The 24839-nt window shown below is 58.6% G+C and carries 32 protein-coding genes; 12 read left to right on the top strand and 20 right to left on the bottom strand.

Features of this window, described 5'->3' with window-relative positions:
- Nucleotides 1-87 precede the first annotated feature (87 nt).
- A complete protein-coding gene (locus tag GOX63_RS19540; protein WP_170328497.1) occupies nt 88-924 on the bottom strand; it encodes a LysR family transcriptional regulator in 837 nt (278 codons plus the stop codon).
- 95 nt (nt 925-1019) lie between these two features.
- Between GOX63_RS19540 and GOX63_RS19545 the strand changes: the two genes are divergently transcribed.
- Together GOX63_RS19545 and GOX63_RS19550 are read left to right on the top strand one after the other, a co-directional pair.
- Complete coding sequence (locus GOX63_RS19545) at nt 1020-2015, top strand: quinone oxidoreductase family protein (RefSeq protein WP_170328496.1); 996 nt, start codon at nt 1020-1022, stop codon at nt 2013-2015.
- 12 nt (nt 2016-2027) lie between these two features.
- Nucleotides 2028-2444, top strand: a complete 417-nt coding sequence (locus tag GOX63_RS19550) for an SDR family NAD(P)-dependent oxidoreductase (RefSeq protein WP_170328495.1) — start codon at nt 2028-2030, stop codon at nt 2442-2444.
- Between the two features lie 42 nt (nt 2445-2486).
- Here GOX63_RS19550 and GOX63_RS19555 read toward each other — a convergent pair whose 3' ends face one another.
- Nucleotides 2487-3374: a LysR family transcriptional regulator gene (locus tag GOX63_RS19555; RefSeq protein ID WP_170328494.1), complete on the bottom strand. Its 888-nt coding sequence runs from the start codon at nt 3372-3374 to the stop codon at nt 2487-2489.
- A 184-nt stretch (nt 3375-3558) separates the two neighbouring features.
- On the opposite strand from GOX63_RS19555, the gene GOX63_RS19560 reads away from it, so the two are divergent.
- The 9 genes from GOX63_RS19560 to GOX63_RS19600 are packed head-to-tail and all read left to right on the top strand — an operon-like array spanning nt 3559 to nt 8376.
- Complete coding sequence (locus GOX63_RS19560; protein ID WP_170328493.1) at nt 3559-4470, top strand: alpha/beta hydrolase; 912 nt, start codon at nt 3559-3561, stop codon at nt 4468-4470.
- Nucleotides 4471-4481: 11 nt separating this feature from the next.
- Nucleotides 4482-4976 (top strand): nuclear transport factor 2 family protein, encoded by a 495-nt coding sequence (locus tag GOX63_RS19565; RefSeq protein ID WP_170328492.1) that lies wholly within the window; start codon nt 4482-4484, stop codon nt 4974-4976.
- A gap of 58 nt (nt 4977-5034) precedes the next feature.
- The gene (locus tag GOX63_RS19570) at nt 5035-5415 is read left to right on the top strand and encodes a nuclear transport factor 2 family protein (protein ID WP_170328491.1); all 381 of its coding nucleotides are present in this window, start codon (nt 5035-5037) and stop codon (nt 5413-5415) included.
- A gap of 19 nt (nt 5416-5434) precedes the next feature.
- Entirely contained in the window at nt 5435-5869 is a 435-nt protein-coding gene (locus tag GOX63_RS19575; RefSeq protein ID WP_170328490.1) for a nuclear transport factor 2 family protein, read from the top strand.
- A 22-nt stretch (nt 5870-5891) separates the two neighbouring features.
- Nucleotides 5892-6332, top strand: a complete 441-nt coding sequence (locus GOX63_RS19580) for a nuclear transport factor 2 family protein (protein WP_170328489.1) — start codon at nt 5892-5894, stop codon at nt 6330-6332.
- A 12-nt stretch (nt 6333-6344) separates the two neighbouring features.
- A complete protein-coding gene (locus GOX63_RS19585; RefSeq protein ID WP_170328488.1) occupies nt 6345-6713 on the top strand; it encodes a nuclear transport factor 2 family protein in 369 nt (122 codons plus the stop codon).
- A 10-nt stretch (nt 6714-6723) separates the two neighbouring features.
- The gene (locus GOX63_RS19590; protein ID WP_170546869.1) at nt 6724-7380 is read left to right on the top strand and encodes an SDR family NAD(P)-dependent oxidoreductase; all 657 of its coding nucleotides are present in this window, start codon (nt 6724-6726) and stop codon (nt 7378-7380) included.
- Between the two features lie 4 nt (nt 7381-7384).
- Nucleotides 7385-7777 (top strand): hypothetical protein, encoded by a 393-nt coding sequence (locus tag GOX63_RS19595; RefSeq protein WP_170328486.1) that lies wholly within the window; start codon nt 7385-7387, stop codon nt 7775-7777.
- The gene (locus GOX63_RS19600) at nt 7774-8376 is read left to right on the top strand and encodes an NAD(P)H-dependent oxidoreductase (protein ID WP_170328485.1); all 603 of its coding nucleotides are present in this window, start codon (nt 7774-7776) and stop codon (nt 8374-8376) included. Before GOX63_RS19595 ends, GOX63_RS19600 begins: the two co-directional genes overlap by 4 nt.
- Before the next feature lie 427 nt (nt 8377-8803).
- On the opposite strand, the gene GOX63_RS19605 is transcribed toward GOX63_RS19600, so the two are convergent.
- The 11 genes from GOX63_RS19605 to GOX63_RS19655 all read right to left on the bottom strand — a co-directional run bounded on the left by GOX63_RS19605 (nt 8804) and on the right by GOX63_RS19655 (nt 17783).
- A complete protein-coding gene (locus GOX63_RS19605; RefSeq protein WP_170328484.1) occupies nt 8804-9211 on the bottom strand; it encodes a methylglyoxal synthase in 408 nt (135 codons plus the stop codon).
- Nucleotides 9189-9716: a 2,4'-dihydroxyacetophenone dioxygenase family protein gene (locus tag GOX63_RS19610; protein WP_170328483.1), complete on the bottom strand. Its 528-nt coding sequence runs from the start codon at nt 9714-9716 to the stop codon at nt 9189-9191. Before GOX63_RS19610 ends, GOX63_RS19605 begins: the two co-directional genes overlap by 23 nt.
- 12 nt (nt 9717-9728) lie before the next feature.
- Nucleotides 9729-10433 (bottom strand): SDR family NAD(P)-dependent oxidoreductase, encoded by a 705-nt coding sequence (locus GOX63_RS19615; RefSeq protein WP_170328482.1) that lies wholly within the window; start codon nt 10431-10433, stop codon nt 9729-9731.
- A 3-nt stretch (nt 10434-10436) separates the two neighbouring features.
- Nucleotides 10437-11354 carry a sugar kinase gene (locus GOX63_RS19620; protein ID WP_170328481.1) on the bottom strand — a complete coding sequence of 306 codons (918 nt, stop codon included), beginning with the start codon at nt 11352-11354 and terminating at the stop codon, nt 10437-10439.
- Between the two features lie 61 nt (nt 11355-11415).
- Nucleotides 11416-12606, bottom strand: a complete 1191-nt coding sequence (locus tag GOX63_RS19625) for an L-dopachrome tautomerase-related protein (protein ID WP_170328480.1) — start codon at nt 12604-12606, stop codon at nt 11416-11418.
- A 66-nt stretch (nt 12607-12672) separates the two neighbouring features.
- Entirely contained in the window at nt 12673-13323 is a 651-nt protein-coding gene (locus GOX63_RS19630; protein ID WP_170328479.1) for an RraA family protein, read from the bottom strand.
- On the bottom strand, nt 13320-13979 hold the full coding sequence (locus GOX63_RS19635; RefSeq protein WP_170328478.1) for a bifunctional 4-hydroxy-2-oxoglutarate aldolase/2-dehydro-3-deoxy-phosphogluconate aldolase: 660 nt from the start codon (nt 13977-13979) through the stop codon (nt 13320-13322). Before GOX63_RS19635 ends, GOX63_RS19630 begins: the two co-directional genes overlap by 4 nt.
- Nucleotides 13973-14941 (bottom strand): C-terminal binding protein, encoded by a 969-nt coding sequence (locus tag GOX63_RS19640; RefSeq protein WP_170546873.1) that lies wholly within the window; start codon nt 14939-14941, stop codon nt 13973-13975. Before GOX63_RS19640 ends, GOX63_RS19635 begins: the two co-directional genes overlap by 7 nt.
- 21 nt (nt 14942-14962) lie before the next feature.
- Nucleotides 14963-15973, bottom strand: coding sequence for a DctP family TRAP transporter solute-binding subunit (locus tag GOX63_RS19645; RefSeq protein ID WP_217356254.1), 1011 nt, complete (start codon nt 15971-15973; stop codon nt 14963-14965).
- 19 nt (nt 15974-15992) lie between these two features.
- Nucleotides 15993-17279, bottom strand: coding sequence for a TRAP transporter large permease (locus GOX63_RS19650; protein WP_170546876.1), 1287 nt, complete (start codon nt 17277-17279; stop codon nt 15993-15995).
- Nucleotides 17280-17282: 3 nt separating this feature from the next.
- On the bottom strand, nt 17283-17783 hold the full coding sequence (locus GOX63_RS19655) for a TRAP transporter small permease (RefSeq protein WP_170546879.1): 501 nt from the start codon (nt 17781-17783) through the stop codon (nt 17283-17285).
- A gap of 163 nt (nt 17784-17946) precedes the next feature.
- Here GOX63_RS19655 and GOX63_RS19660 point away from each other — a divergent pair, with 163 nt between their 5' ends.
- The gene (locus tag GOX63_RS19660) at nt 17947-18588 is read left to right on the top strand and encodes a GntR family transcriptional regulator (protein WP_170546882.1); all 642 of its coding nucleotides are present in this window, start codon (nt 17947-17949) and stop codon (nt 18586-18588) included.
- A gap of 106 nt (nt 18589-18694) precedes the next feature.
- On the opposite strand, the gene GOX63_RS19665 is transcribed toward GOX63_RS19660, so the two are convergent.
- The 7 genes from GOX63_RS19665 to GOX63_RS19695 all read right to left on the bottom strand — a co-directional run bounded on the left by GOX63_RS19665 (nt 18695) and on the right by GOX63_RS19695 (nt 24751).
- On the bottom strand, nt 18695-19039 hold the full coding sequence (locus GOX63_RS19665) for a RidA family protein (RefSeq protein WP_170546885.1): 345 nt from the start codon (nt 19037-19039) through the stop codon (nt 18695-18697).
- A 14-nt stretch (nt 19040-19053) separates the two neighbouring features.
- Entirely contained in the window at nt 19054-20169 is a 1116-nt protein-coding gene (locus GOX63_RS19670) for an NAD(P)/FAD-dependent oxidoreductase (RefSeq protein WP_170546888.1), read from the bottom strand.
- Complete coding sequence (locus GOX63_RS19675) at nt 20166-21563, bottom strand: NAD(P)/FAD-dependent oxidoreductase (protein ID WP_170546890.1); 1398 nt, start codon at nt 21561-21563, stop codon at nt 20166-20168. The genes GOX63_RS19670 and GOX63_RS19675 overlap by 4 nt, the downstream gene beginning before the upstream one ends.
- Entirely contained in the window at nt 21550-21861 is a 312-nt protein-coding gene (locus tag GOX63_RS19680; protein ID WP_170546893.1) for a (2Fe-2S)-binding protein, read from the bottom strand. The genes GOX63_RS19675 and GOX63_RS19680 overlap by 14 nt, the downstream gene beginning before the upstream one ends.
- Before the next feature lie 74 nt (nt 21862-21935).
- The gene (gene dctP, locus GOX63_RS19685) at nt 21936-22928 is read right to left on the bottom strand and encodes a TRAP transporter substrate-binding protein DctP (protein WP_170546895.1); all 993 of its coding nucleotides are present in this window, start codon (nt 22926-22928) and stop codon (nt 21936-21938) included.
- 36 nt (nt 22929-22964) lie between these two features.
- Entirely contained in the window at nt 22965-24263 is a 1299-nt protein-coding gene (locus tag GOX63_RS19690; protein ID WP_170328468.1) for a TRAP transporter large permease, read from the bottom strand.
- On the bottom strand, nt 24260-24751 hold the full coding sequence (locus GOX63_RS19695; RefSeq protein WP_170328467.1) for a TRAP transporter small permease: 492 nt from the start codon (nt 24749-24751) through the stop codon (nt 24260-24262). Before GOX63_RS19695 ends, GOX63_RS19690 begins: the two co-directional genes overlap by 4 nt.
- Nucleotides 24752-24839 lie beyond the last annotated feature (88 nt).

Below are 24839 nucleotides of genomic sequence, written 5' to 3' on the forward strand. Positions count from 1 at the left end.
CAATCCAAATGTGAACGCCAATTCCGACGTCTCGTTTGGAGAGGCCGCATCGCAGTGTCGATCAGATCAGCTGATGTCCGGTTGGGTCTAAACGGAAGTGAGAAATTTGATGAGGTTCCTGATCCTTTCCGGCAGCAGGCGTTTGCTGGGGTATACGGCGAACATGTCTCGTGTCACGGGGCCGGTACCTTTCAAATAGACGGCTTGCATACCATCGACCCGCAGGTCAGCTGGCAACATCGCTATCCCCATACCCTTTTTCACCGCGATCTGAACGAGATCCAGGTCGTCTAAGTCATGCACGACATTCGCAGGCCGAATCTGGCCCCCATTTTCCAACAACCAAGGCGGTCGCGATATGATAGCAGGTAATTTTTCCAGCCGTTCCGGCGTGATCGGCTCGTTCAAATCAAGCTCGTTTGCAAGCGCATGCCCAACACAGAAACAATAGGGAACTTCCCACAGTTTACGCGCAACAAGCCCGGAATCATCCAGCGGGCCCAGCCGAAAGGCGAGGTCGATATTGTCCCGGAAGAAATCCAAATTGGCGTTGGAGGTGATCAGCTCAAGCTTGATGTCCGGATGGGCCTGCGCATAGTCCAACAGCTTTGGGCCAATTGTTGTCCTCGCCGCCAAAGACGAAGCGGTAATGCGGATCTTGTGGATGCGGGTGTCATCGGTGAGGCCGGCAATGTCCTGCAGCGCTTCGATCGGGTCCTGACACCGGTCCAGTAGCCGCCTGCCTTCTTCCGTCAGCCTGACCTGCCGTGTCGTCCGCTCAAAGAGCTTTACGCCCAGGTGGTCTTCCAATTCGGCGATCCTGCGACTGACCCGGCTGAGCGGGATGCCCAATTGGCTGGCCGCGGCAGAAAAACCGAGATGCTGCGCAACGGATGTGAACAGCGCAAGATCGTTATAGATCATATTCTCACCTGTGAGATAGTGAATACCGTTTGCTCACATTATCATGTGATTTGGCGCTGGCTATGTTCTCCTCGACAGAAACAAGGAGACACCCCATGCCCTACGCAATCGTGATCCCAGAAACCGGCAACCACGACGTCTTGGCCAAGCAGGACCAATCTGCACCCACTCCGGGTGCGGGTGAAGTGCTGATCCGCAACCATGCAGGCGCAGTCAATTTTATCGACACCATCATTCGTCGCGGCGAAATGCCTGAAGGCATGATGCCGGAACTGCCCCATGTACCGGGCGTTGAAGGCGCAGGTGTGGTCGAAGCCATCGGTGCAGATGTTGACGGTCTCAACGTTGGCGACCGGGTCGCGTGGATGGGTCCGATCGGAGCCGGTGGTTACGGCACCTATTCGGTGATCGGCGCGCCTTATGTCACCCGTATCGCCGACAGCGTTGACTTTGAAACCGCCGCCTCGATCCCGGTGAATGCAATGACCGCCTACCACATGCTGGTCAACCTTGGTGGTGCGACCGAGGGCAAATCGGTTCTGGTCCATGCCGCGGCGGGCGGTGTCGGCACCATGATCCAGCATATTGCCAAGCACTTGGGCATGACCGTTATCGCATCGACCAGCACGGACAAGCTGGACTATGCAAAAGCGCAGGGCGCAAACTATGTCATCGACTACCGCAAAGAAGACGTCGCCGCACGCGTGCTGGAAATCACCGAAGGCCGTGGCGTCGATCTGTCGCTGAACCCGATCTCGGGTGACACGCTGAAATCCGATCTGACCGCATTGGCTCCGTTGGGTACGGTTGTCCTCTTTGGTTTCCTTGCCGGTCCCCCCGCGGGCACGTTCGGAAAAGACCTGGCGGCCCACTTCCAAAAGTCGGTCGCGGTTCGTGCCTCGGATATCTACACCTACTTCCTCAATCGCCCTGCCGAGTTCAACGCGGATCTTGTCAAAGTCTTCCAGCTGCTGAGCGACGGCGTGCTGCGCCCCCAAATCACGGCTTTGCCGCTTGAGGGCGCATCTGAAGCGCATCGCCGTCTCGAAGCAGGTGAGACCACCGGCAAATTGGTTCTGAGCATCGCATAAGGAACATCCGTCATGTCCAAAGTTGCAATCGTAACCGGCGCAAATCAGGGTTTGGGATTTGCCTTGGCGAAAGGTCTGGCCAATCGCCTGAGCGCAGATGACATCGTGTATCTGACTGCCCGTTATGCAGAACGTGGCCGCGCCGCCCTGCGATCGCTAGGCGATACGCGGGCGCAGGTCGCGTTCGCGCAATTGGACGTGACGGATGACAACTCGATCGCGGCCTTCATCACGCATCTGAAAGCAAAGAATGGAGGCGTCGACATCGTCGCCTCCAACGCGGCGGCCCGGATCACCAAAGACCGCCCGAAATCCGAACAGGTGCGCGCCTTAATCGCAACCAAACGGGCAACTGGTCCAGTTCGGCCGCGTTCTACCTTGGTTGTGACCCCATCACATGCGATCCGCGCAGAAAAGGAGGGCTCCTGAACATACGCCGGATACGCTCCAATTTCCGAACACCGTTTCCTGTTAGGGTTCCGAGAGGTGTTCGAAAAACAGTCGCAGAGGCATCAGTTTGCGGTATTCACGCGGGAAATAAATGTAGATTCCTGGCGTCTGGCCCAAATGGTCCTCCAACACCGAGATCAGATCACCTCTTTGAACTTCTTCCTCGCAATAATCCCGGAAGGTCCAGATGAAACCATGATGCTGCATTGCCAGGTTAACGCTTGCGGGCAAGGTATTCACAATCAGCGGACCGTTCACCGCCACGCTGTAATCTTTATCTCCTTCCGTGAAATACCAGGTCGAAATCTGTCGTGAGGATTGAAACCGATAGCGGATGCAATTGTGCTCAAGAAGATCGCTGGGGTGGTCAGGAACCCCACGGCGTTCCAGGTAATTTGGGCTTGCCATAACCGCCAGTTTCAAAGGAGGCGTCAGACGAATGGCCACCATATCCTCTGCGATACGGTCGCCCAGGCGAAAACCAGCATGCAATTCTTCTTCCAAAATGTCGGAAAAGGCGTCTGTGAATGACATCTCCAGCTCGATCTCGGGATAGGCTTCGCGAAAAGACTGCAGCTTAGGGCCGACACACAGTTTGAATACAAACTCGGGCATAGCCACTTTAAGCGTTCCGCGCGCTTCGTGGCCCACCGAGCGTGCACTTTCTACGGCGTAGGAGACCTGCTCGAAGGCGGGCCCGACTCCGCGCATGAGCGCACGACCGGCTTCCGTCAAGCTCAGCGAACGCGTGGTTCGGATGATCAGCGCCGTGCCCATTTGCTCTTCCAAGGCCTTGAGCTGGTGGCTGACAGTTGAGGGTTGCAAGCCCAAGCGGGTGGCCGCGCCTTTGAAGGAACCTTCGCGAACGATGGCGTCGAAAATTTCAAGCGTGGCAAACGGCAACCTCATTATTCGATCTCATACATAATTGTAGTGCATACAGGCAGTATTATAATTCATCGTCACATGGTCCAATTTCTTTTCAACGGAAAACAGCCTTGGGCGACCCCAGCAGCACAGTTGAAGCTGATCATTCTGTCGCCTGAATGCGCCGAAACAAACCGACAGGAAATTGATGCCAGGAGAAACGGAAATGGCGATTGTGAACCTTCAAAACACGCCGGAAAAAGCCGGTGTTTCATCGGAGTCGGTCACTTTCGAAAGCAACGGTAACACGTTGAAAGGAACTCTTTACAAGCCTGAGGGCGCGACAGGTGCACTGCCCGCCGCCATCGTGACCGGAGCCTGGACTACCGTGAAAGAGCAGATGCCCGGCACCTATGCCCGTGAACTGGCAGCCCGTGGTTTTGCTGCCTTGGCCTTTGATTTCACCGGTTGGGGTGAAAGCAGCGGCGACCGCCGTTATGTCGAGGATCCGGCCGTGAAAACCGCCGATATTCACGCCGCTGCCGCCTTTCTGGCGTCTCGCGATGACGTTGACAGTTCACGGCTCTCCGGCCTCGGGGTATGTGCCTCGTCCGGTTACATGGCCGAAGCCGTCGCGGATAACGACAACCTGCAGAAACTGGCGCTTGTCGCCCCCTGGCTGCACGACCCTGAAATGGCCGAAGACATTTACGGCGGGCACGAAACCGCAACCGGCCTGATTGCGGCCAGCGAGGCTGAAGAAGGCAAGGCTTCGCCCGCTGTACTGACTGCTGCCAGCACCACGGACAACTCGGCACCAATGTTCGGCGCGCCTTACTATACCGAGGAGGACCGCGGTCTGATCGCGGCCTATGACAACAAGTTCTCGGTTCTGACCTGGAAGCCTTGGCTGACCTACGACTCTCAAGCCAGTGCCGACCGCCTGACCAAGCCAACGCTCATGGTCGGGTCGCCCTCCATCGCACTGCCCGCTGGTGCGGCCGCCTATGAGGCTCGGATGACTGCGCCACTCGAAAAACTCTGGCTGGATGAAGAGGTCACCCAGTTCGATTTCTACGACCGCAAGGACGTCGTTACCGCATCAACAGATGCCGTAGCCGATTTCCTGGACGACTAAGGAAACCTAAAATGAAGTACACACTCCAGACGACCGCATTTGCAGCAGCACTGGCCCTTGGTGGGGCGGCATTGGCCGCCTCTCCCGAGGATAACATCAAAGTCGTGCGAGACTTTTTTGCAGCTTACGGGGCCAATGACCTCGACGGCATCGCCGCTGTCATGGACGAAGATGTCAAATGGCACATTCCGGGCCGTCACCCTCTGTCGGGCACCAAGAATGGGCGCGACGAGGTTCTGGCCTTCTTTGCTCAACTGGGCGGCGCGGGTTTCAAGGCCGAACCTATCTATTTCGGAGCCGATGAAAACTATGTTGTAGACATTCACCGCGGCTGGTCGAACGCCGAAGGCAAACCGAATGTCGATACCACATGGGCGTTGGTCTACCGGATCGAAGACGGCAAGATCGTCGAGGCCACCAACCTGAGCGCTGATCAGGACGCGGCCAACACATTCTTCTGGTCACAATACCAACTTGCCCCTCTGCCGAAGCGTCTGGCCGAATAATCCCCCAATGTAGGCGGCGCGGTTTCTTGGTACCGCGCCAACACCAAGGACACTTGTGATGACCCGAACCGAACTCGAAAGCTTTGCTCGCGCTTTCTTTGCAAAGGTGGACGCCCAGAAGGCCGATGACCTGCGTCCGCTTCTGACAGAAGATGTCCGCTTGCAAATGGCCAATCTGGCGCCGTCGACTGGTGCGGATGATCTGATCGCCGCCTTCAGGGCGACCGAGGAACGGTTCTTGTCAATCCGCCATGACATTCAGGGCATCTGGACCGGCGCCGACAACCAGGACCTGGTTGTGAGTGTCGAAGCCATTGCAAACTATGAGATCTTCGATGGCCGCAGGGTCGCGTTGCCGGTGAACAGCACGCTGCGTTTGCGCGACGGAAAAGTCGCCGACTACCGCATCTTCATGGATCCCGGCCCGGCATTTGCCTGACCCAATGACAGGAAAAGACATGACTAATAACGCAAGTCGCAACAAAGATGCCGTTCGTGCCTTTTTCAAGGCGCTGGAGGCCGAAGAGCCGCGCACCATTGCCGCGCTGTTCGCCGAGGATGGTGTGCATATCAACCCCTATCACAGCGGCGTTTTCCCCACAGGTGCCGAGGGCCGCGCCGGTATCGAAGCGTACTGGACACCCACCTTCCCGAACTTCGACGGTATGACCTTTGCGATTCACGAGCTTTGCGCAATGGAAGGTGATGCGGTGTTCGTGCGCTTTTCCGGAAAGATCAAACTGAAGAATTACGCCGGTTGGTACAACAACGACTACTACTCGACCTTCAAGTTCAACGCGGCCGGCGAGATCACCGAATATGTCGAGATTTTCAATCCGGTCGTTGCGGCACGAGGCTTTGGTTTGATGGACCAGTTGGCCGGGCAAGACTGAATTTCGCAAGCAGGAGAATGCTATGACTCAGGGCATTACCAATGCAGTCCAACGCTTTTTTGCCGCCGTAGATACACGCGATTGGGAAGGCGTTGAGGCATTGATGACCAACCCCTTTCACCTGGACTACTCCAGCTTTGGCGCAGGACCCGGCGCGGATCTGGCCCCGGCTGACATACTAAGCGCCTGGAAAGCGATGCTGCCTGGCTTCGATGCCACACAGCATCACCTTGGACCATTGCATATCGAAGCGAATGAAAGCGCGGCCACGGCCCGGGCCACCGTGATCGCCACGCATCAAATTGCGGATGCCGAGGCTGGAGAGCTTTGGACTGTTCACGGTGACTATGTTCTGAAGCTGGTCAATGACGGTGGCTGGAAGCTTTCAGCGAACACCTTCAACTTCAGGTTCCTGACCGGCAATCCCGAACTGCCAGCTTTGGCGCAAGAACGCGCCGCTTGAAGGACACCTGTGATGAAACAGCTTCTCGCACTGGCGGCTTTCCTTGCCACACCGGCGCTGGCGCAGGACTTGCCGGCAGCGATTGACTGCTACCAAACCAGCACCAACGCCAAAGATATCGAAGCCTATATGGGCTGCTTTATCGAAGACGCCGAGATGATCGATGTCTCGCGCAGCTTTGAGGGTCAGGATGCCATCCGCGCATGGGCGCTGCGTGAGGTGATCCCAAGCGGGAGCACCTTCAAACACCGAAAGATCCTCAAACAGTCTGAGGGTTACGCCAAGACCGAGGTCGATTGGTTGAGCTGGGTCGTTCACTATTCCTACTGGTGGGACACGGACGGGAAAATCACCCGCATGTCTCTGCAATACGCGGATTGAGGAGAGGTTCATGAAACGCGCGCTTGTTACCGGGGCCAACCGCGGCATTGGACTGGCCATCGCCAAGGGGCTTGTCGAGCAGGGCTATGACGTGCTGTTGGGTGCCCGCGATTTCGCTGCCGGTGAAAAAGCTGCCAATCAGATCGGGGCAACAGCCCTGCACCTGGATGTAGCCAACCCCGACAGTATTGCCAAAGCGGTGCAAACCGCTGGCCCCATCGACGTGCTTGTCAACAATGCAGGCATCCTTGGATCGGGCAGCATACTGAATGATCCCGAGGATTTCTTAGACTCGATGGCGGTCATGGTTCACGGACCCTATCTGCTGATGCACCATCTGACGCCCCACATGGCTGCACAGGACTTTGGTCGCATCGTCAACGTCTCTTCCGGTTGGGGAGCCTTCTCGGACGGCGTGGCCGGACCGGCCGCATATGGGGTCGCCAAGGCCGCGCTGAACGCGCTGACCGTTGCATCGGCCCGCACGTTGCCCAACACGGTCAAGGTCAATGCTATGTGCCCCGGATGGGTGCGCACCCGCATGGGCGGCACGGGCGCGGATCGCTCGGCGGAAGAAGGCGCGGACACAGCGATATGGCTCGCGACCTTAGGCAAGGACGGACCTACGGGCGGATTCTTCCGTGACCGCAAACCCATCGACTGGTGAGAAAATGGCAAACGACACCCAAATCCGCGATTTCATTGCCGACTGGTTCGCACGCTTTGACAGGCTGGACCCGATTGACGCTTTCCTGCCCGACTTGCATCCGCAGGTCGACTGGGACATGCCAGATACGGATCGGACCCTACCCGGTCATGATCGTGTGCGTGCTTGGTACGCTGGCGTTCTAGCGACCCTTCAAAGCCCCACCGAACACCGTGTCAGCGACATCTCCGTTGGCGACGGCGCCGCATCTTTCACCGTTCTGTTCCGCGCCCGCACCTTTGGTGGCGACACAATCGAGGCCAATGTCCGCGAAGACTGGCGCTTTGACATCCGGCCCGATGGCCGCCCGTACATCACCCATTACTCAGCACGTATGCTTGAAGAGGCAAACACATGAAAATTCTCGTCATGACCGCCCATCCCGATCTAGGCAAGTCGCGCGTCAACCGCGCGTGGTTTGACGCCCTGACCGAGTCCAACGCGGTGACCACCCGCGATCTGACTGCCATTGGCGGACGTGAGATGCGGTTTGACATCGAAGCCGAACAGGAGTTGCTGCTGGCTCATGATCGGATTGTTTTCCAGTTTCCTTTCTACTGGTACTCGGCCCCTCCGGTCATGAAGGCCTGGATGGATCAGGTTCTGAGCTATGGCTTTGCCTATGGTCCGGGTGGCGACAAACTCAAAGGACGAGAGTTACTGATCCTAGTCTCCACCGGCGGTCCCGAACACAGTTACCACGCAGGCGGTTACAACAGCTTTACAATGTCCGAGTTTCTTAAGCCCTACCAACAGACGGCCAATCTGGCGGGTATGACTTATCTGCGCCCCTTCGTGATCCACGGCATGGCGTTGGCCGACGACGATCAGATCGAAGCAAGTGTCCCAGAAATGCTGGCCCATCTGACCGACCCCGAACTGGATCCCAGAGTTAAACAGGCCCGGCTGCTGAAGGAGCTGGAAAATGACCCGGCCAAAGCTGCGGCTATCAGCTGAAGGGCCCACCCAAAACGCGGGCGGGCGCTTTGGTCCTGCCCGAGCAAACCTGGATCAGGCACGCACCATGTGCCCGCCATCCACGTCCATAATCGCGCCGGTGAACTTGGCTTCAAACATGGCGCTCAGATCAGTGGTGGGCAACTCAGCAAAGCCCGATGCGCGGCGCTCAACGCTGAATTAACCCGATGAACAAACCCAGTGATGCGGCCTTGCGGTATGTCATCGCATCCTCCGACTTGCTCGCAACCGTTCCCACACCGCTTGGGGACGTCGCCCAACAGGCCGGGTGCTCGGTGCTGTCTGTGCCGGTTGAGGTGCCGCCGTGGCAATCAGAAATGATTTGGACACTAAAAAAGCCGGGCCTCACAAGCTCAGTTACCAGCATCTAAGGGTCGGACTTGAATGCAGCACCTTGCGAAGGCACTTATACCGAATTTGATCCGATCAGTCCTGTCAGTACGAAATCTGCTGTGCTCGGGCTGCTTGCGAAGGGTAAATCATAGACAATCGCCAGCCGGCTCAGGGCTTTGACATCCACGTCATGCGGCATCGGCGACATTGGGTCGATGAAAAAGAACAGACCGTCCAGCCGACCCTCACAGATCATCGCGCCAAGCTGCTGGTCTCCGCCCAGAGGGCCGCTATTCAGCGCGGTGACCTGAAGATCGGGCAACGCGTCGCTGATGCGGCCACCGGTAGTTCCGGTGGCGAACAGCTGAGCCTGACGCAGGGCGTCGGCGTGGGACCGGGCCCATTCGACCATCAGGTCTTTCTTGGCGTCATGGGCAACCAGAGCCAGTTTCAGCGGCCTACCTGATGAATTGCTCGACATAATCCGCCCCCAAACCAACCTCTTCATAGTGCTTACGGCACATGTCGATTTTGGTAAAGACGTCCTCGTAGCCCATGGTTTTACCCCATGGATCGACATAAAGCATCACACCGTTGACCTGGAAATAGGTGATCATCTCGTCGACATCATCCGGCACAACCAGCGTGTGAGTTTCGCCCGGCGGTTCGAACACGTAACCGCCTTCCTGCGCCACCCAGTCATGTTCCAGATAATGCCACCGGCCTTTCAGAACAAAACCGTGAACGGGTTGCGGATGTCGGTGCCGCGATAAAACACCTGATTTCCGTACGCGCAGCAGGTTCATCCAGTACCCCTGCGATCGGTTCAGGCACAACGGCCGGAATGAGACATTTTCGGTTTGCGGCACCCAGACGCGCTCATCCACCGCCACAGCGTCAGGGATGACGATTTCCTCCTGCGCGTCCTTTGGAAAGGGCAGTTGGTAGGGCATTCTGGGATAGTCGTCTTGTCCTTGCACTGGCATCAGATGCCCTCCTCACATTGCAGAATAGCCGCCGTCCACGGGATAGACGGCACCGGTCACGAAAGCGGCCTCATCCGACAGCAGCCACGCGGCCAGCGCCCCAACTTCCGCGGGCTTGCCCCAGCGGTCCAGCGGCGTCCGGCTCAGGATCGGCTGGTTGCGGTCTGGATCGGCGCGCAGGGCTTCGGTCATTTCGGTTTCGATCCAACCCGGTGCAACCGCATTGACGCGCACGCCGTCTGCAGCCCATTTCCCGGCCAGCGCCTTGGTCAGCTGCGCCACCCCGCCCTTACTTGCGGAATAGGCCGGGACCAATGGCCCGCCGAAATAGCTGAGCATCGAGGCCGTGTTCACGATGGCCCCGCCCGACGCGGCCAGCAGGGGCTGCGCAGCCAGACAACAGCGCATGGTCCCGGTCAGGTTGATATCGATCACCTTCTCGAAAGTCTCGATCTCATATTCCGTACCCCGGGCCAGAATGCCTGCGCAATTGACCAAGCCGTTCAGTTGTCCAATCCCTGCGAAAAATGCTGTGACGGCCTTCGTGTCACGCACGTCCAGCTGCACACAGGTCTCGTCAGGGTATTGCGCGGCGCAGGCCGCGACCTCGTCCGCGCCGACGCCGGTCGCCGTCACACGCCAGCCCTTGCGGCGCAACTCACCCGCGATCCCGGCGCCGATGCCGCGGGTTCCGCCAATGACAACGGCGTGTTTCATGGGTCAGTCCCCTTCTGCCAGAAATGCCTCAACCGCGTCTTTGTGCGGCATCGGAGCAACCGCTCCGTATCCTTGCGTCGACAAGGCAGCTGCGGCGTTGGCATAGCGGGCGGCGGTGAACGGATCGTCACCAGCCACAATGCGAGACAGGAAAGCCCCGTCAAAGGTGTCGCCCGCGGCGGTGGCATCCACCGCCTCGACCCGGCGGCCTTTGACCCGTTCGCGCTTGTCGGGGGTGGCGACCAGAGTGCCCTCGGCCCCCAACGTCAGGGCGACGATTTTTGCGCCCAAATCCAGATAGAAGTCGGCAATGGCATCCGGGTCGGACAGGCCGGTCAGTTGCTCGGCGTCGTCCAGCCCGGGCAGAGCGATGTCGCACTGCGCCATGGCTGCATGGGTCACGGCCCGTGCACGTTCGATCGGCCACAGTTTCAAGCGCAGGTTGGTATCGTAAGAGACCATCCCCCCGGCCTCTTTCACGATCCGGATGGCAGCAAACACCGCATCCGCAGCAGTATCGGAAATCGCCTGACTGATGCCCGACACATGCAGGATCTTCGCCGATTGCAGCGCTGCCACCGGCAGCTCATCCGGCCCCATCCGGCTGCTGGCGGACCCTGCGCGGAAATAACTGAATTCATGCCCGTTCACGCCATGGGTCACAAAGTAAACCCCGGTATGGGCATCCGAGACCTGACGCACGGTCGAGGTATCAACGCCCTCAGCCTGCCACAGGTCCATGAAGGAATTGCCAAACGTATCTGCCCCGATATGCGTCACATATCCAACGGATGCCCCCTGTCGCGCGGCGGCGATAGCGCAATTCGAGGTGTCTCCTCCATGTCCGGGCAGATAGTTCCCGTCTGGTTGCTGGTTGAACTCCAGCATCGGTTCGCCAAGGCACAGAATATCGGGGGTCATGATCATCTCATCTTTGCTAAAGGGGCCAGCCCCGTAGGGCTGACCAAGGAGTTTGGGAGGATTATTCGGCCGTATAACTTTGGCCGACGCCCGGTATTTTCCAGATGCGGAAATTCGGGATTTGGGGGTCTTCGAAATTCATGTCGCCATCGACCCAAATATGCAGGTGGTTCGAGACCACGTACATCTCGCCATCCGGGCCCCAGGCCAGCGTGTCGGGCCAGTTCATTTCCGGGTGGTGGACGAAACGGCTGACCTGACGGGTGGATTCATCGAATTTCATGATCCCGTCCAGCGACAGCGCGGTCATGTAGATATTGCCCGCGTTATCCGCGGTCATCCCGTCAGTGTTCGAGGGCAACACGGCCGCAACCTCGACCGCGTTTTCGATCACGGTTTCATTGGCTTCAAAATCGCGCAGAACCTCGGTCGGCAGGCTATACAGGTGATTGCCGGTAAGGTTGGTCCAGTAGAGCGTTTCCTTGTCGCCCGACAGCGCGATGCCATCGGCACCCGTGCGCATGCCACCATTCTTCAAAACCGGGCGGTCGTCGATATTGAAGAAGAAATTCGGCTCGTCATTGGTGAAACGATGTTGATCCAGAATACGTCGCACCGAATTGATGTTGCTGTCATAGACGATCAGGCCACCATGCAGCGGATCGCAGAAAATGCCGCTGTCGGCGATATAGGCAAAACCGGTGTCGTTATCGACGGCCAGATCGTTCAGGAAGGAACACTGGCGATCCGCTTCTTCCGCTGTGAAGACATAGCGCTGAATTTCCTTGTTCTCTTTCAGATCCCACAGCACCAGTTTGGCATCACCATCTTCGAACGGAGGGCCCGCTACGTGGCCCTGATCAAGGATCCACATCACGTCGTTACGGTCGATCTCGAAACCCAGCACGGCCTTCAGACCATCGGGGTTAGACATGCTGTTCATTTCCTCAGACGGAAATGCCTCCAGCTCCCACGTGTCGCCGTTCTTAACCAACTTGGACACTGTCGAAGGGATTTCCGCGCCGCCCCAGCGCGCGGTTGAAACATAGATGTTGCCCTGACTGTCGACCTTTGCGCCCTGAATCAGCGCCTTGCCGAAAATCTCGCTGCCTTGCCAGGCGGATTTCGTCGCCTCATCCTTGACGGCATAGGGCAGACTGTTCCATTCCGCGACAACCTCGGGGCCGTTTGCAAGCGCCGGGGTGGCCAGAACGGCGGTAAGGGCCACCGTGTTGAGCATTCGTTTCAGCATGTATTCCTCCCTTGCTGATGTCTGGTGTTCCGCAGGCTGCTGCAACAGCCTGCGGAACCTTTGTTTTTAGATGCGACCGTATTTCGCCAGACCTTCGCGCAGCGAACCACTTTCGATAATCAGACGCGCCTGTTCGGCTTCGCGCTCATCAATCTCGCGCGCCATTTCCAGAATCGCGTCGGCATGTTCACGCGGCACTGCGACAACACCGTCGACATCGGCCACGATGATGTCGCCCGGGTGGACAATCACTCCGCCCATGTCGACTTCAACGTTTGACGCCAATGTCCGGATGCGGCCCAGCGTGGTGCCCGGGCTGACACGGCGGGAATAGACCGGGAAGTCATAGTCACGCTTGATCTCGACCAGATCGCGCACACCACCATCCAGAACCGCGCCTTCGTGTTTGTTGGCCACGGCACCTGCAGTCATCAATCCACCCCACAGCGCCACATCGGTGGTACCGTTGGTCGAGATCACGATGACCGATCCGGCCTCGGATTCGTCGATGGCGTCCAGCGCGTGCTGCGGCGGCAGGAATTCGTCGGTGGGGCCTTCCAGAATAGTCACGGCCGGGCCAACGATTTTCTTTTCGTTGATGCGGGGCTTGATCGAGGCGGGCAGAAAGCCGGTCTTGCCCGCCACCTTGTCCACGGCATCGGCAACGGATGCGGTGGCTACGTCGCGAAACCCGGCAACGAGTTCTTGGGTGTTCATGAGAGTATCCTCTTACGTTGGGAAGATTGAAAGGATGCGACCGAGAGGGCCGCGTTGATTTGTGCGCGCGCCAGGTCGATGTGACCGGCCTCAAGCGCCCTGGCAGGCAGCAGGTTTCCACCCATGCCGACGCAAAGCGCACCGGCGTTCAGATAGGATTGCGCGGTGTCAGGAGACACGCCGCCGGTCGGCATCAGGGCAAGGTCGGGAAACACGGATTTGACGGCCTTCAGGAACCCGGGCTCACCGGCTGCATCAGCTGGAAAAATCTTGATCACCGCAGCGCCGTTTTCCGCGTGATGCTGAACCTCGCCCGGGGTCGTTGCGCCGGGCAGATAGGGCACTTTTGCGGCCTTGGCTTCCCGTGCGGCGGTATCGCTCCAACACGGAGAAACAACAAATTCGGCTCCGGCCGCCAACACCTTGTCAGCCTGACCAGCGCTGAGAACTGTTCCGGCGCCAATGCAGATCGAGGGATAGCGTTGGTGCAGTTCGGCGATCAGTGCAGCGGCATCCGGGACCGTCGTGGTGATCTCCAATGCGCCAATTCCGGCCTCGGCCAGCAGGTCGCAGGCCGTCAAAGCAATCTCGGGGTCGCTGTGGCGGATCACCGGGACAATTTGCGCCGACCGTAGGGTGCTGACCAAATCTACCATTTGTTCACCCAGTGATCGGGATGCTCATTATTCAGGACCTTGGCGACCTCGCGGGCCGCGCATCGCTGCAGCACCGCGACCGAACGTTCCGAGTACCAGGCAGCATGGTCCGATACGATGGTGTTGCGGCTATGCAGCAGCGGGTTATCCGGCGCCACCGGTTCCTGTTCGAACACATCGATGCCGGCGCCGAAAATACGCCCCTGGTTCAGGGCTTCGGCAAGCGCCGCTTCATCCACCAGCCCGCCGCGAGAGACGTTGATCACGACCGAGGTCGGTTTCATCAGCGCAATATGGTCGGCGTCCAGAATATGCCGCGTCTCGGGCGTCAGCGGCGCATGCAGGCTGACGACATCGGCGGTCTTACACAGCTCGGCCAGATCGACCTTTTGCACTTCGGCGGCGGCGGCCGCGTCGTCCGTTAGATAGGGGTCAAACACCAGAACCGATGTGAACCCCAGCGCCCGGAATTTCTGCGCCGCCTGCAACCCGATCTTGCCGCAACCGATCAAACCCAGAGCGGCGTTCTCACGGCTGGGGATCAGGGCGGCCTGGCCGATGCCCCATTGGCCCTGCCGAACTTCGCAATCGCGGGACGGAATGCGACGCTGGACCGCCAGATACAGGGCGAGCGCGTGTTCGCTTACTTCGGTTTCGGCGCCATAATCGGGCACATTGGCGACATAGATTCCACGCGACCGCGCGTAATCCAGATCGATATTGTCGACGCCCACCCCATAGCGGACGACGACTTTCAGGTTCGGGCAGGCGTCGATCACCGACGCATCCACGATACGTTCCCGCACCAGGATGGCGACCGGGTCCAGCGCCTGCAAAGCCGGGACCGCCTCAGTCTCCGGTGTGACCGGCGCGATCAGAGCGCCCTGCGCGGCCAGCACCGAGGCCTCGGTGTCATAGGTGGCGTAGCCGGGTTCAAGGATTGCTATGGTCTGGCGGGTCATTTGACGGTCTCTCGGCATGGGTTACTGGGCCTGGTAGGCCGCAACGGCGGCGTCGAGGCGGTTCGGCCAGTCTTCGCCAATCTCGCTGACGATGTATTCGCGCACGGCGGGCTGAGCCGCGGCACGGAACATGGCCTTCTGCTCGGGGCTGACAGGGATCACTTCCATGCCTTTTTCAGTCAGGATCGTGGTTGCGTTTGCGTCCTGCGCGGCGGTCATACCGCGGTGGATCGTCTTCGAAATCTCAACGCACTGTTCTACGGCCTTTTTCTCGTCATCGGTCAGGCTTTGGTAGAACATGTCCGACATCAGATAGGCGTGCCAGCTGAACACATGCCCATCCAGCGAGACGTATTTCTGGTGCTGGTAGAGCGAGGCGTTGACGATATTGGTCACACCGTTTTCCTGACCGTCCACAACGCCCTGCTGCAGCGCACCGGGCAGTTCAGGCCACGGAACCGGGGTTGCCGAGGCACCCAGGCTTTCCACCAGCGTCACCCAGACCGGCGCGGTCATCACGCGCATTTTCAGGCCTTCCATATCGGCCGGCTCGGCCACGGGTTTGACATTGTTGGTGAAATTGCGCACGCCGTTGTCGGCCACGCCAAAGTTGCGGATGCCGGTTTGGGCTAGCATGTCCTCGGCCAGCGCTTCGCCGAATTCGCCGTCCATAACCGCCCAGGCCATGGCCTGATCGTCGAACAGGTAAGGCATCGCCAGAACCGAGAACGGTTTGTAGACGGCCGAGATCGGACCATCATGAATGGCTGCCATCTGAACGGTGCCCAGTTGCAGGCCCTCCATGATCTCGGACCCGCCACCCAGCTGCGAGGCCGGGAAGATCTGGACGTCGATCGAGCCCGAGGTCTTGCCCTCGACACAGGCCTCAAATGCCAACGCGGCGGCGTGCTTGGGCGAGCTCAGGTCAGCGGCCTGAAAATGCGCGTATTTCAGTTCCTTGGCCGAGGCAGCGCTGGCGGCAGTCATCGCAACAACAGCCGTGGCCGTCATCAGTTTCGACATGGTTTTCATGAGGTTCCTCCCTTTCATGTCAGTTCGCAAATCCAAAGAAGTTGGGGATGAAGGTGCTGACGCTTGGCACGAGGATGACCAGCAATAGCACCACGAGTTCGGCTAGCAGCAGCGGCAGCACCGCCTTTGACAGCCGTTCGATTTTCAGTTGTCCGACGGTGGCGATCACAAACAGCACCGGGCCAACCGGGGGGGTGATCATGCCGATGGTCAGGTTCAGCACCAGCATCATGCCGAATTGCAACGGGTCGATCCCGGCGGAATAGGCGATGGGCCCGAGGATCGGCGTAAGAATGATCAGCGCGGGCAAAGTGTCGATAAAGAACCCGCAGATCAGGGCGAAACCCGCCAGAATGAACAGGATGCCAAGACGGTTTTCGGTGATCTTGGTGATCAGTTTGGCCAGTTCCTGCGGGATCTGCAGATAGGTCAGCAGCCAAGCAAAGATCGACGCCATCGCAACGATCAGAAAGACCGAGGATGTCACCACCGCAGCCCGCACGAAAGCCTCGTAAAGCGTACGAAGGGTGAAGGCCCGAAGAATGAAGCCCAAAAATAACGCGTAGGCCGAGGCCACAGCCCCCGCCTCAGTCGGGGTGAAGACGCCGAACAGGATGCCGCCCAGAATGATCGCGGGCATGATCAGGGCCGGGATGGCCGACAGGGTCGCGCTGCGCAGCTCGGTCAGGGTCGCGCGATGCTCGCGCCCGCGATAGCCGTAGCGGGTCGACACGATATGGTTGGCAACAGCCAGCGCGACGCCCAGCAGAACACCCGGCACGATGCCGGCCAGAAACAGTCCCGCAACCGTCACGCCATTGGTCGAGATCGCAAAGATCACTGCCAGAATGGACGGCGGGATGATCGGCCCAATGGTGGCCGTCGCGGCGGACAGGGCACCGGCATAGTTCTTTTCATACCCGGCCTCGCGCATCATCCGCATGACGATGGCCGAAGGCCCCGCCGCATCCGCCAGTGCCGATCCACTGATACCGGCAAACAGCATGGACACCAGAATGTTCACATGCCCCAACCCGCCACGCACATGCCCGACCAGAGCATTGGCGAACCGCAGCAGGGCGTTTGTCAGGCCACAGGCCGTCATTAGCTCGGACGCAAGGATGAAAAACGGCACTGCCATCAGGGGAAAGCTGTCGATCCCGGCAAACATGCGCTGGGTCGCAACCAACGGGTTCAGCGACCCGTCGATGAAGATCGCTGAAATACCGGCGATACCCATCGTGAACGCTACGGGGACGCCCAGGAACAGAGTGGCGAAAAACAGGATGATCAGGGTTTTTGCCACGACTCAGACCTCCGCCTCGTCGCCTTCAAGGCCGGCTTCGAATTCCTGACGGACGAAGCGTTTGGCGAAGAACACCAGTTGGATCAGGAACAACGCGCATCCGATGGGGATCGCCAAATAGGGGATGCCCCGTGAAATGCCGGTGGACATGGTTTCTTTGTCCCAGCCGAATTCAACGAACCGGATGCCCAGCCACAGCATCGTGGCCATGAAACCGAACATGACGATGACGATGCCCCAGCGCAGCAGGCGGGCCAGAGCGTCCGGCAACAGGTCAGGAATGGTGGTGATCGCAACAAGCCGCCCTTCACGCAGGGCAAGGCCCGCACCGCAAAACGCACCGAGGATCATCAGATGGCGGGCGACCTCTTCAACCCAGGCAAAAGATGCGCCGAAACCGTACCGCCCCACCACGTTGGCAAAGACGATTGCGAAGACCGCAGCCAGGGCCACGGCGACCAGCGCCCGGTTCAGCGCAACGATCCATGTCTCAAGAGTTTGCAAAGACGCCCCTCCCAATGTCGTCTCTTTGTCAGAATCATAACTGGCATACAGTATGCTAATGTGTCAACACTAACACATTGTATGCCAGACGCAGGGCTGCTACTGTCGAATTGAGGAGAGCGATATGAGCCTATTCAACAGACCGAAATCATTGACGGAATTGGTGACCGAGAACCTGCGCGATCGGATTACCAAAGGTGAGTTCGAGTTGGGCGAACAGTTGTCCGAGGCTCGAATCGCCAAGAATCTTGAGGTTAGCCGCACCCCTGTGCGCGAGGCGATCAACCGGCTCGAAATGGAAGGTCTGCTGGTCGTCGAGCCGCAAAGGGGGTCCTTTGTGTTCAACCTGGAACCAGAAGAACTGGCTAAGCTCTGCGATGCGCGTGTCTGCCTTGAAACAACCGCCTTAACCTTGGCCATGCAGGCGAACCCGCAAGCGCTTCATGCCGCGCTTGGCGACTGCGTCGAACGGATGAAAGTGGCCCGCAAGGCTGGGAACGATGCAGAATACCTGTTTCAGGATACGATGTTTCACCAATGCCTTTTCGACTGTGCCGATAATCGGTTTCTCAACGACGCCTATCAGACGATTGCATTGAAAATGGCGGCATTGCGAAGCCGGTTGGGACACCACCCAGACCACATGGCAAAATCCTACCGCGAACACTTAGAGTTGGTGCAATGCGTTCGGGATGGTGACGTTCACAAGGCACTGGAGATACTGAAGCTTCATATAGACAGGAAGGAAGGGTCCTATTGGAGTGATGCAACAAGCATGGACAGCCTAACTCAACAGTCGAAGTGAGTGGCCTCAGTTCGACTGTTGAGGCAGTAATGTCTTTTACGTGAAGCTTCTAGAAATATCTCTGAGCAATAGGCGCATATTTCCTTTCAGACATACCCCTTGAAACTCAATCACAGGCGGCCGTCACAATCATCTCAACCTTGAGAACGTCGTGCGCCAGTTTGGCCTCGCCACAGGCACGCGCCGGGGCGTGGCCTTCCGGCACCCAAGCGTCCCAGACCTCATTCATCTCGGCGAAATCCGCCATGTCTGCCACCCAGATCACACATTGCAAAATGCGGGTTTTGTCGCTGCCCGCTTTGGCCAACAGATCCTCGACCTTAGACAGGATTTCGCGGGTCTGATCCGCAACCGTAGCAGCGTCCGAAGTCTGGCCACACAGATAGGCGACGCCATTGTGCTTGACGATCTTGCTCATGCGTTGGCCAGTTTCGATACGGGTGATTGTCATCTCGGATATCTCCTTTACAGAACCTTGCGGTCAAATCGATCAATGCGGAAGGGCGATAGATTGAAACGGCTTTGCCCACCTATCACCAAGTCTGCCAGAACCTGCCCTACGACAGGTCCCATCTGAAATCCATGCGCCGAAAACCCAAAGGCGTGGAACGCACGCGGGGCATTCACAGCCGGGCCGATGACGGGAAGGTTGTCAGGCATATAGGCTTCCAGCCCGGCCCACATCCGATTGATGCTGGCCTTGCGCATGATCGGGAAAAACTCGGCCGTGGTGCGGCAGGCTGCGGCCAGTTTGGCATAATCCAGCCGCGTGCGGTTGTTGGCGCGATCCGCAAATCCCTTGGCACCACCACCGATCAACACCGTGCCATTCTCGAACTGCTTGAAACTTAGTTGCCGGCTGATCGCTCCGACCACCGGCTTGGCAAAATGTGGCATCCGGGCAGTAATCATCAACATCGGCGCGGCATGGCTGAGGGGAACATTGTCACCGATCATCAGCGCGATTTTATCCGCCCAGGCCCCTGCACAGTTGACGACGGTTTCGGCCTCATACCCGTGCCGGGCACCCTGCGCCAGCCACGCGTCGCCCACGCGGCGGAGGCCCAGAACCTCTTCGCCTTCGATCACCTGAGCGCCATAATTTTCGGCCGCCAGACGAAACGCCGTCGTCGCCTTGAAAGGGATCGCATACCCGTCCAGTTCAGAGATCACACCGCCAACGCAATTGGCACTCACATGCGGCAATCGTTCCCTGAGTTCGGCCTGATCGATGATCCGTTCATGCATAAATCCGGCGTCATGCATCTTGGCCTCGCGGGCCTGCGCGGTCGCCAGGTCCACTTCATCCACTGCGATGTTGACCAGCGTCTGACGGCGAAATCCGGTGTCATGACCCAGATCTTCATCCAGTGTCTGCCACATCTCCATCGACGCTTTCGACAAAGGGATCTCGGCCATGTCACGCCCCAGAAGCCGCACACCACCCGCATTAACGCCCGAGGCATGCCGCCCCGAGTAGTCCTTTTCAATCACGATCACCAATGCGCCCTTGCGCGCCAGATGATAAGCTGTTGCGCAGCCTTGAATGCCGCCGCCAATGATCAGAACGTCGGCCTTCATTCCGCTGCCCCCGCCGAAACTGAGCCGTACCGGCCCAGTTCATCCAAGGTCAGCAGGCGCTGGGGGCTGCGCAATCGGTAATATCCGACCTCTTCGGGGCTTTCCGCACGCCACTGTGCCAACAGCCCGGCCACGACATGGCCGCATTGTCGTCCCTGACATGGGCCCATTCCACAGCGCGTCAGGGATTTCAGAGCGTTCGGGTCCCGCGCACCTTGTTCGAACCCCTTTCGCAAGTCGCCCAAGGACTGCTCTTCGCAACGGCAAACCTGAGTTTCTGCGTCACGCGGCAATCTAAGCGCCTCGGTAGGGCGGTACAGGCAGTCGATGAAACGGCGAAACGGTTTCAAAGCCGACAAGTCGTTCAGGTCAGCGCGCACGCTTTGATCCCTGTCGGCCTGGGAAATCCGACCAAGGCGAAACAGGATATTCTGCGCGGCCACACGCCCGGCGGCACGCGCGCCATCTGCACCAATAATTCCAGCGCCATCGCCGCCAACCGAAACATGCGGAACCGAGCTTTGGCCAAACGCATCAACCGTAACCTGCCAGCACATCTGTGTACTGTTCCAATGATGCGCCAACCCCATCGCCCGGGACATGTTCAGGTTGGGCTGAACGCCATGATGCAGGAACACTGTATCGGCCGAAACCTCGTGTTGCTGGCCCGATGCCGAAAAACGCAGGCCCGTGGCCCTGTCATCGCCGATCACCTCAAGGTTCTCGGCATATCGGTAGGTGGCAACACCCGAAGCGCGGATTTCCCGCAACAAAGACAAGCCCTTGCGCAGGTTTCCAAGCTGCTGCAGGGCGCGTGGCATAAGGGGGGCAGCGTCAAAAAAATGCTGACGCGGGGTCGTATCGACAAGCGCGGCCACCTGTACACCCAATCGCAAATATTGCGCCACTATCAGGTACAGCAATGGGCCGGACCCGGCAAAGACAGCTCCGTCCGCAACTACCGCATCCGACTTGAGCATCACCTGCGCCGCACCCGCCGTCATGACGCCGGGCAAGGTCCACCCGGGTATCGGCATGGGTCGTTCCATGGCGCCGGGGCACAACAGCATCTCACGGCAATGCACTTCTCGGGTTTCACCCTGATAAGAAAACAGAATGCGACCATCATCCCCCAAATGCCAGACGTCTGCTCCGGCAAGATGTGTCGCGCCGGATTGTTCGAAGCGGATGATCAGATCAGCGCCTGCCGCATAATCCGGTCCAAGGTGTGCGGCATCCGGCAAAGGGCTGTCTGCCGCAGAGCGATAGATCTGCCCCCCTGCCCGATCGGCCCGGTCCAGAACTACAACATCCGCACCGGCCTGCGCCAATTCAATGGCAGCCGACATACCAGCTGGGCCGGCCCCAATGATCGCGCAATCAAAGGCCTTCATCGGTTGCCTCGGAGTTTTCGGTAATATCTTGTGTCGCAACACTCATGCCATCCGCTACCCGGCGCAAACAGGCTTGTTGATTGGGAAGACCATCAATTTCGACCATGCATTCAAAACAGACGCCCATGGCGCAGTACGCGCTGCGCTCTTCGCCCGACAGGGCCGCTTTGCGGGTCACGACCTGACTTGCCACAGCCATCGCAGACCATACCGACTGGCCTTTGCGCGCATTGACCGGCTGATCATTGACGATCAACGTCACCAGATCGTGGTCGTCGTCTTGCAAGGATCTGAACATGGGGTGATCTCCGTGGGTTGGCAGGGCAAGGCGCGGGGAGGAGCACGCCTTGCCCGATCGCGGGGTCTGATCGATTAATTGCCGATCTTGTCGAGGATGGACTGACCCCAATCCTGACCCACATCCTCAAGGACCTGCGGCCAGACCTGAGCACGTACATGGGCAGCGGTGGCGGCAAGCTCTTCATCCGTCAGTGACACGATGGTTGCGCCATTGTCGGCCAGCTTCTGCTCGAACGCGCCCTGATCGGCCTCGGCGGTGTCCCAGCGCTTGGATTCGAACGCCAATGCCGCGCTTTCCAACGCGGCGCGATCTTCGTCGCTCAGTTCGGCCAGAGTGCCCGAGTTGATGATCATGTACCAAACTTCGAAATGTGTATTCACAGGCACATACGACGTGGTCACATCACGGAACGAGGCATAGTAGCCCTCGGCACCCGAGCCGACGACACCATCAACCACACCAGTTTGTACGGCGGTGAATGCCTCGGAGAAGGGAATGGGCGACGAGATGTACCCCAGAGCATCCGCGGTCAGCTGGAAGCTCTTGATACCCGGTACGCGAACCTTGATACCTTTTGCGGTTGTCGGATCGCCCGGGTTCACCGCGTCGGTATTCAGGGCAACGCCGCCGAAATACACCGGATAGGCTGCCAGCATGGTGATATCCTGCTTGGCATAAAGATCCTTCATGGCTGTGTGGATCGCGCCACCGGGACCGTAGATCTTTTTCGCTTCGCCCCAGTTTGCTGCAACATAGGGGAATGCCGAGATTTGCATACGGCGATCAACCGCTGTGGCGGCGGGCTGCACAGCCATGTCGATGGCACCAACCGAAATCCGTTCTTGAACCGAAGTGTAGTCACCCAAGGCAGATGCCGGGAACAGGTTCAGCTCCAACGAACCATTGGTGGCGGCCTTCAACTCATCAGCAAAAACGCTCAGCTCATTGTCGATGGTCGCACCCTGAGGGCGAATATGGCTGATCTTCAGGGTTTCGGCAGTTGCGATCCCCGCAGTTGCCACAACAGCTGCGGCCAGGCAGGTGGATTTCAGAAAGCTCATCATGGATAGATCTCCTCCGTGGATGATGAAAAGGGCGGCTTAGTAGCCAAAGAAACGGGGCAGCCACATCGACAGATCCGGCCAGAAGCTGGTCAGGAAGACGACGGGCAGATATCCCAGCAGGATCAGGGTCATGGCCGGGCGGATCACTTTGGTGACCGGCACCCGACCGATGCGCGCACCCAAATACAGGATCGAGGCATAAGGCGGCGTCACACCACCCATGGCGGTATTCACCCCCATGATCGCGGCGAACTGGATCGGGCTGACACCGATGGCCTGCATCAGCGGCAACAACAAAGGAGCGATCAGGATGATGGCGGTGACATCATTCACAACCATGCCGACGAGAAACAGCAGGATGTTGATCAGGATCAGCAGCAGTACCTTGTTCTCGGTTACCGAAAAGATCGCTTCGACGATTGCCTGCGGGACGCTTTCCAAAACGAACATCTGGCTGAGGATCATCGAGAACAGGATCATCAGCATAATCGCACCGACCGAGGTCGCGGCCTCTCTGCCCGCACCAAAGAAGGTTTTGATGTCCAATCCCTTGTAGATCAGGAAACCCACCGGGATCGCATAAATCACAGCCACGGCGGCGGCTTCGGTCGGGGTCATGATACCGCCATAGATACCGCCCAGAATGATCACCGGCATCAACAGAGCAGGCGTCGCCTTGAAACCGCGCGAGGTTGCCTCGGACACAAAAGCCTGCCCTTTCAGCGGTTCATTCAACTGCAGGGGGAATTTGCGCGCCATGCGTATGTTTACGGCCGAGAAACTTGCCATGATCAGCAGGCCGGGACCCAATGTAGCAAGGAAGCAGGCCAGAATTGAGGTGTCTGTCACCCAGCCATAGACGATCATTGTCACCGAAGGCGGGATCAACAGACCCAGCAGCGAAGCGTTGGCAATCAGCGCCGTCGCATATTCGCGGGGATAGCCCTGTTTCTCCATCTCGGGGATCAGCAGGGGACCAATCGCAGCGACGCCGGTCAGGCCCGAACCCGAGATAGCACCAATCAGCGCGCAAGAGACGGTGGCGACCACACCCAGGCCACCGCGCAGGTGGCCAATGAAGATATTGACGAAGTTCAAAAGGCTGGCAGCGATACCCGAGACCGACATGATCGTCCCGGCCAGAACAAACAGCGGAATGGCCAGCAACACCGGATTGCCAAGCTGCTGAAAGCCCCACAGCATATTGCCCTTCATGACAACATCACCGGCGAAATACATCACCATCAGCCCCGCCCCGAAACAGTAGGGCAGTGGCACGCCCAGCGTCAGCAGGATGACCAGAACCAGGACAGCGAACAGCGCGATCTCGATCATTGCGCGTCTCCTTGAGGGATGGAAGCGACCGGAGCGAACAGCGCTCGTAGATGCGTCAGCAGGTGCCAGGCGGTGAAGATCATCATCAGCACCATGCCGACGAACAACGCGACATCGACATAGAAGGTCGGAAGGTACAGGGTCGGACTCTCGCGCCATACGCGTATCGAGTATTTGGTAAAGTCCCAGGCCCAGGTGGTCAGCCAGAGGCCGACGATCAGACTGATAACCTCTCCGATAACCGCAAGCACCTGATGCTGCCGCTCGGTGGACAGAAAGATCTCAAGCACGTTTGCACGGATATGCGTGTTCTCGCGCGAGGCATTGACGGCACCCATCATGTAAAGCCACAGCGTGGGATAAAGCAGGCTTTCCTCCAGCCCCATAACGGGGATTTCCAGCACGTACCGCGTGATCACCTGCACGAATTGCCCAATGGCAACCAGGCAGATCAGGACTGTTAGCAGGACACTTGCAAAGCGTGTCATTTCCCCCTCCGTCAGACCGAATGCAGGTGGTGCATTCGTGGCGGGAAAATTGCGGGCGCGAGACATTAAGTCAAAACGATTAAATTGA

The sequence above is a fragment of the Ruegeria arenilitoris genome, assembly GCF_013031355.1.
Taxonomy (GTDB): Bacteria; Pseudomonadota; Alphaproteobacteria; order Rhodobacterales; family Rhodobacteraceae; genus Ruegeria; species Ruegeria arenilitoris_C.

Excerpts from the sequence above, each read along its gene's own strand:
- GOX63_RS19665 (WP_170546885.1), bottom strand. The coding sequence starts at position 19,039 with ATGACAATCACCCGTATCGAAACTGGCCAACGCATGAGCAAGATCGTC.
- GOX63_RS19670 (WP_170546888.1), bottom strand. The coding sequence starts at position 20,169 with ATGAAGGCCGACGTTCTGATCATTGGCGGCGGCATTCAAGGCTGCGCA.
- GOX63_RS19640 (WP_170546873.1), bottom strand. The coding sequence starts at position 14,941 with ATGACCCGCCAGACCATAGCAATCCTTGAACCCGGCTACGCCACCTAT.
- GOX63_RS19610 (WP_170328483.1), bottom strand. The coding sequence starts at position 9,716 with ATGCCAGTGCAAGGACAAGACGACTATCCCAGAATGCCCTACCAACTG.
- GOX63_RS19585 (WP_170328488.1), top strand. The coding sequence starts at position 6,345 with ATGAAACAGCTTCTCGCACTGGCGGCTTTCCTTGCCACACCGGCGCTG.
- GOX63_RS19690 (WP_170328468.1), bottom strand. The coding sequence starts at position 24,263 with ATGATCGAGATCGCGCTGTTCGCTGTCCTGGTTCTGGTCATCCTGCTG.
- dctP (WP_170546895.1), bottom strand. The coding sequence starts at position 22,928 with ATGATGAGCTTTCTGAAATCCACCTGCCTGGCCGCAGCTGTTGTGGCA.
- GOX63_RS19600 (WP_170328485.1), top strand. The coding sequence starts at position 7,774 with ATGAAAATTCTCGTCATGACCGCCCATCCCGATCTAGGCAAGTCGCGC.
- GOX63_RS19645 (WP_217356254.1), bottom strand. The coding sequence starts at position 15,973 with ATGAAAACCATGTCGAAACTGATGACGGCCACGGCTGTTGTTGCGATG.
- GOX63_RS19560 (WP_170328493.1), top strand. The coding sequence starts at position 3,559 with ATGGCGATTGTGAACCTTCAAAACACGCCGGAAAAAGCCGGTGTTTCA.
- GOX63_RS19680 (WP_170546893.1), bottom strand. The coding sequence starts at position 21,861 with ATGTTCAGATCCTTGCAAGACGACGACCACGATCTGGTGACGTTGATC.
- GOX63_RS19570 (WP_170328491.1), top strand. The coding sequence starts at position 5,035 with ATGACCCGAACCGAACTCGAAAGCTTTGCTCGCGCTTTCTTTGCAAAG.
- GOX63_RS19695 (WP_170328467.1), bottom strand. The coding sequence starts at position 24,751 with ATGACACGCTTTGCAAGTGTCCTGCTAACAGTCCTGATCTGCCTGGTT.
- GOX63_RS19615 (WP_170328482.1), bottom strand. The coding sequence starts at position 10,433 with ATGAAACACGCCGTTGTCATTGGCGGAACCCGCGGCATCGGCGCCGGG.
- GOX63_RS19630 (WP_170328479.1), bottom strand. The coding sequence starts at position 13,323 with ATGAACACCCAAGAACTCGTTGCCGGGTTTCGCGACGTAGCCACCGCA.
- GOX63_RS19575 (WP_170328490.1), top strand. The coding sequence starts at position 5,435 with ATGACTAATAACGCAAGTCGCAACAAAGATGCCGTTCGTGCCTTTTTC.
- GOX63_RS19580 (WP_170328489.1), top strand. The coding sequence starts at position 5,892 with ATGACTCAGGGCATTACCAATGCAGTCCAACGCTTTTTTGCCGCCGTA.
- GOX63_RS19550 (WP_170328495.1), top strand. The coding sequence starts at position 2,028 with ATGTCCAAAGTTGCAATCGTAACCGGCGCAAATCAGGGTTTGGGATTT.
- GOX63_RS19565 (WP_170328492.1), top strand. The coding sequence starts at position 4,482 with ATGAAGTACACACTCCAGACGACCGCATTTGCAGCAGCACTGGCCCTT.
- GOX63_RS19605 (WP_170328484.1), bottom strand. The coding sequence starts at position 9,211 with ATGTCGAGCAATTCATCAGGTAGGCCGCTGAAACTGGCTCTGGTTGCC.
- GOX63_RS19545 (WP_170328496.1), top strand. The coding sequence starts at position 1,020 with ATGCCCTACGCAATCGTGATCCCAGAAACCGGCAACCACGACGTCTTG.
- GOX63_RS19635 (WP_170328478.1), bottom strand. The coding sequence starts at position 13,979 with ATGGTAGATTTGGTCAGCACCCTACGGTCGGCGCAAATTGTCCCGGTG.
- GOX63_RS19590 (WP_170546869.1), top strand. The coding sequence starts at position 6,724 with ATGAAACGCGCGCTTGTTACCGGGGCCAACCGCGGCATTGGACTGGCC.
- GOX63_RS19625 (WP_170328480.1), bottom strand. The coding sequence starts at position 12,606 with ATGCTGAAACGAATGCTCAACACGGTGGCCCTTACCGCCGTTCTGGCC.
- GOX63_RS19540 (WP_170328497.1), bottom strand. The coding sequence starts at position 924 with ATGATCTATAACGATCTTGCGCTGTTCACATCCGTTGCGCAGCATCTC.
- GOX63_RS19620 (WP_170328481.1), bottom strand. The coding sequence starts at position 11,354 with ATGACCCCCGATATTCTGTGCCTTGGCGAACCGATGCTGGAGTTCAAC.
- GOX63_RS19555 (WP_170328494.1), bottom strand. The coding sequence starts at position 3,374 with ATGAGGTTGCCGTTTGCCACGCTTGAAATTTTCGACGCCATCGTTCGC.
- GOX63_RS19675 (WP_170546890.1), bottom strand. The coding sequence starts at position 21,563 with ATGAAGGCCTTTGATTGCGCGATCATTGGGGCCGGCCCAGCTGGTATG.
- GOX63_RS19595 (WP_170328486.1), top strand. The coding sequence starts at position 7,385 with ATGGCAAACGACACCCAAATCCGCGATTTCATTGCCGACTGGTTCGCA.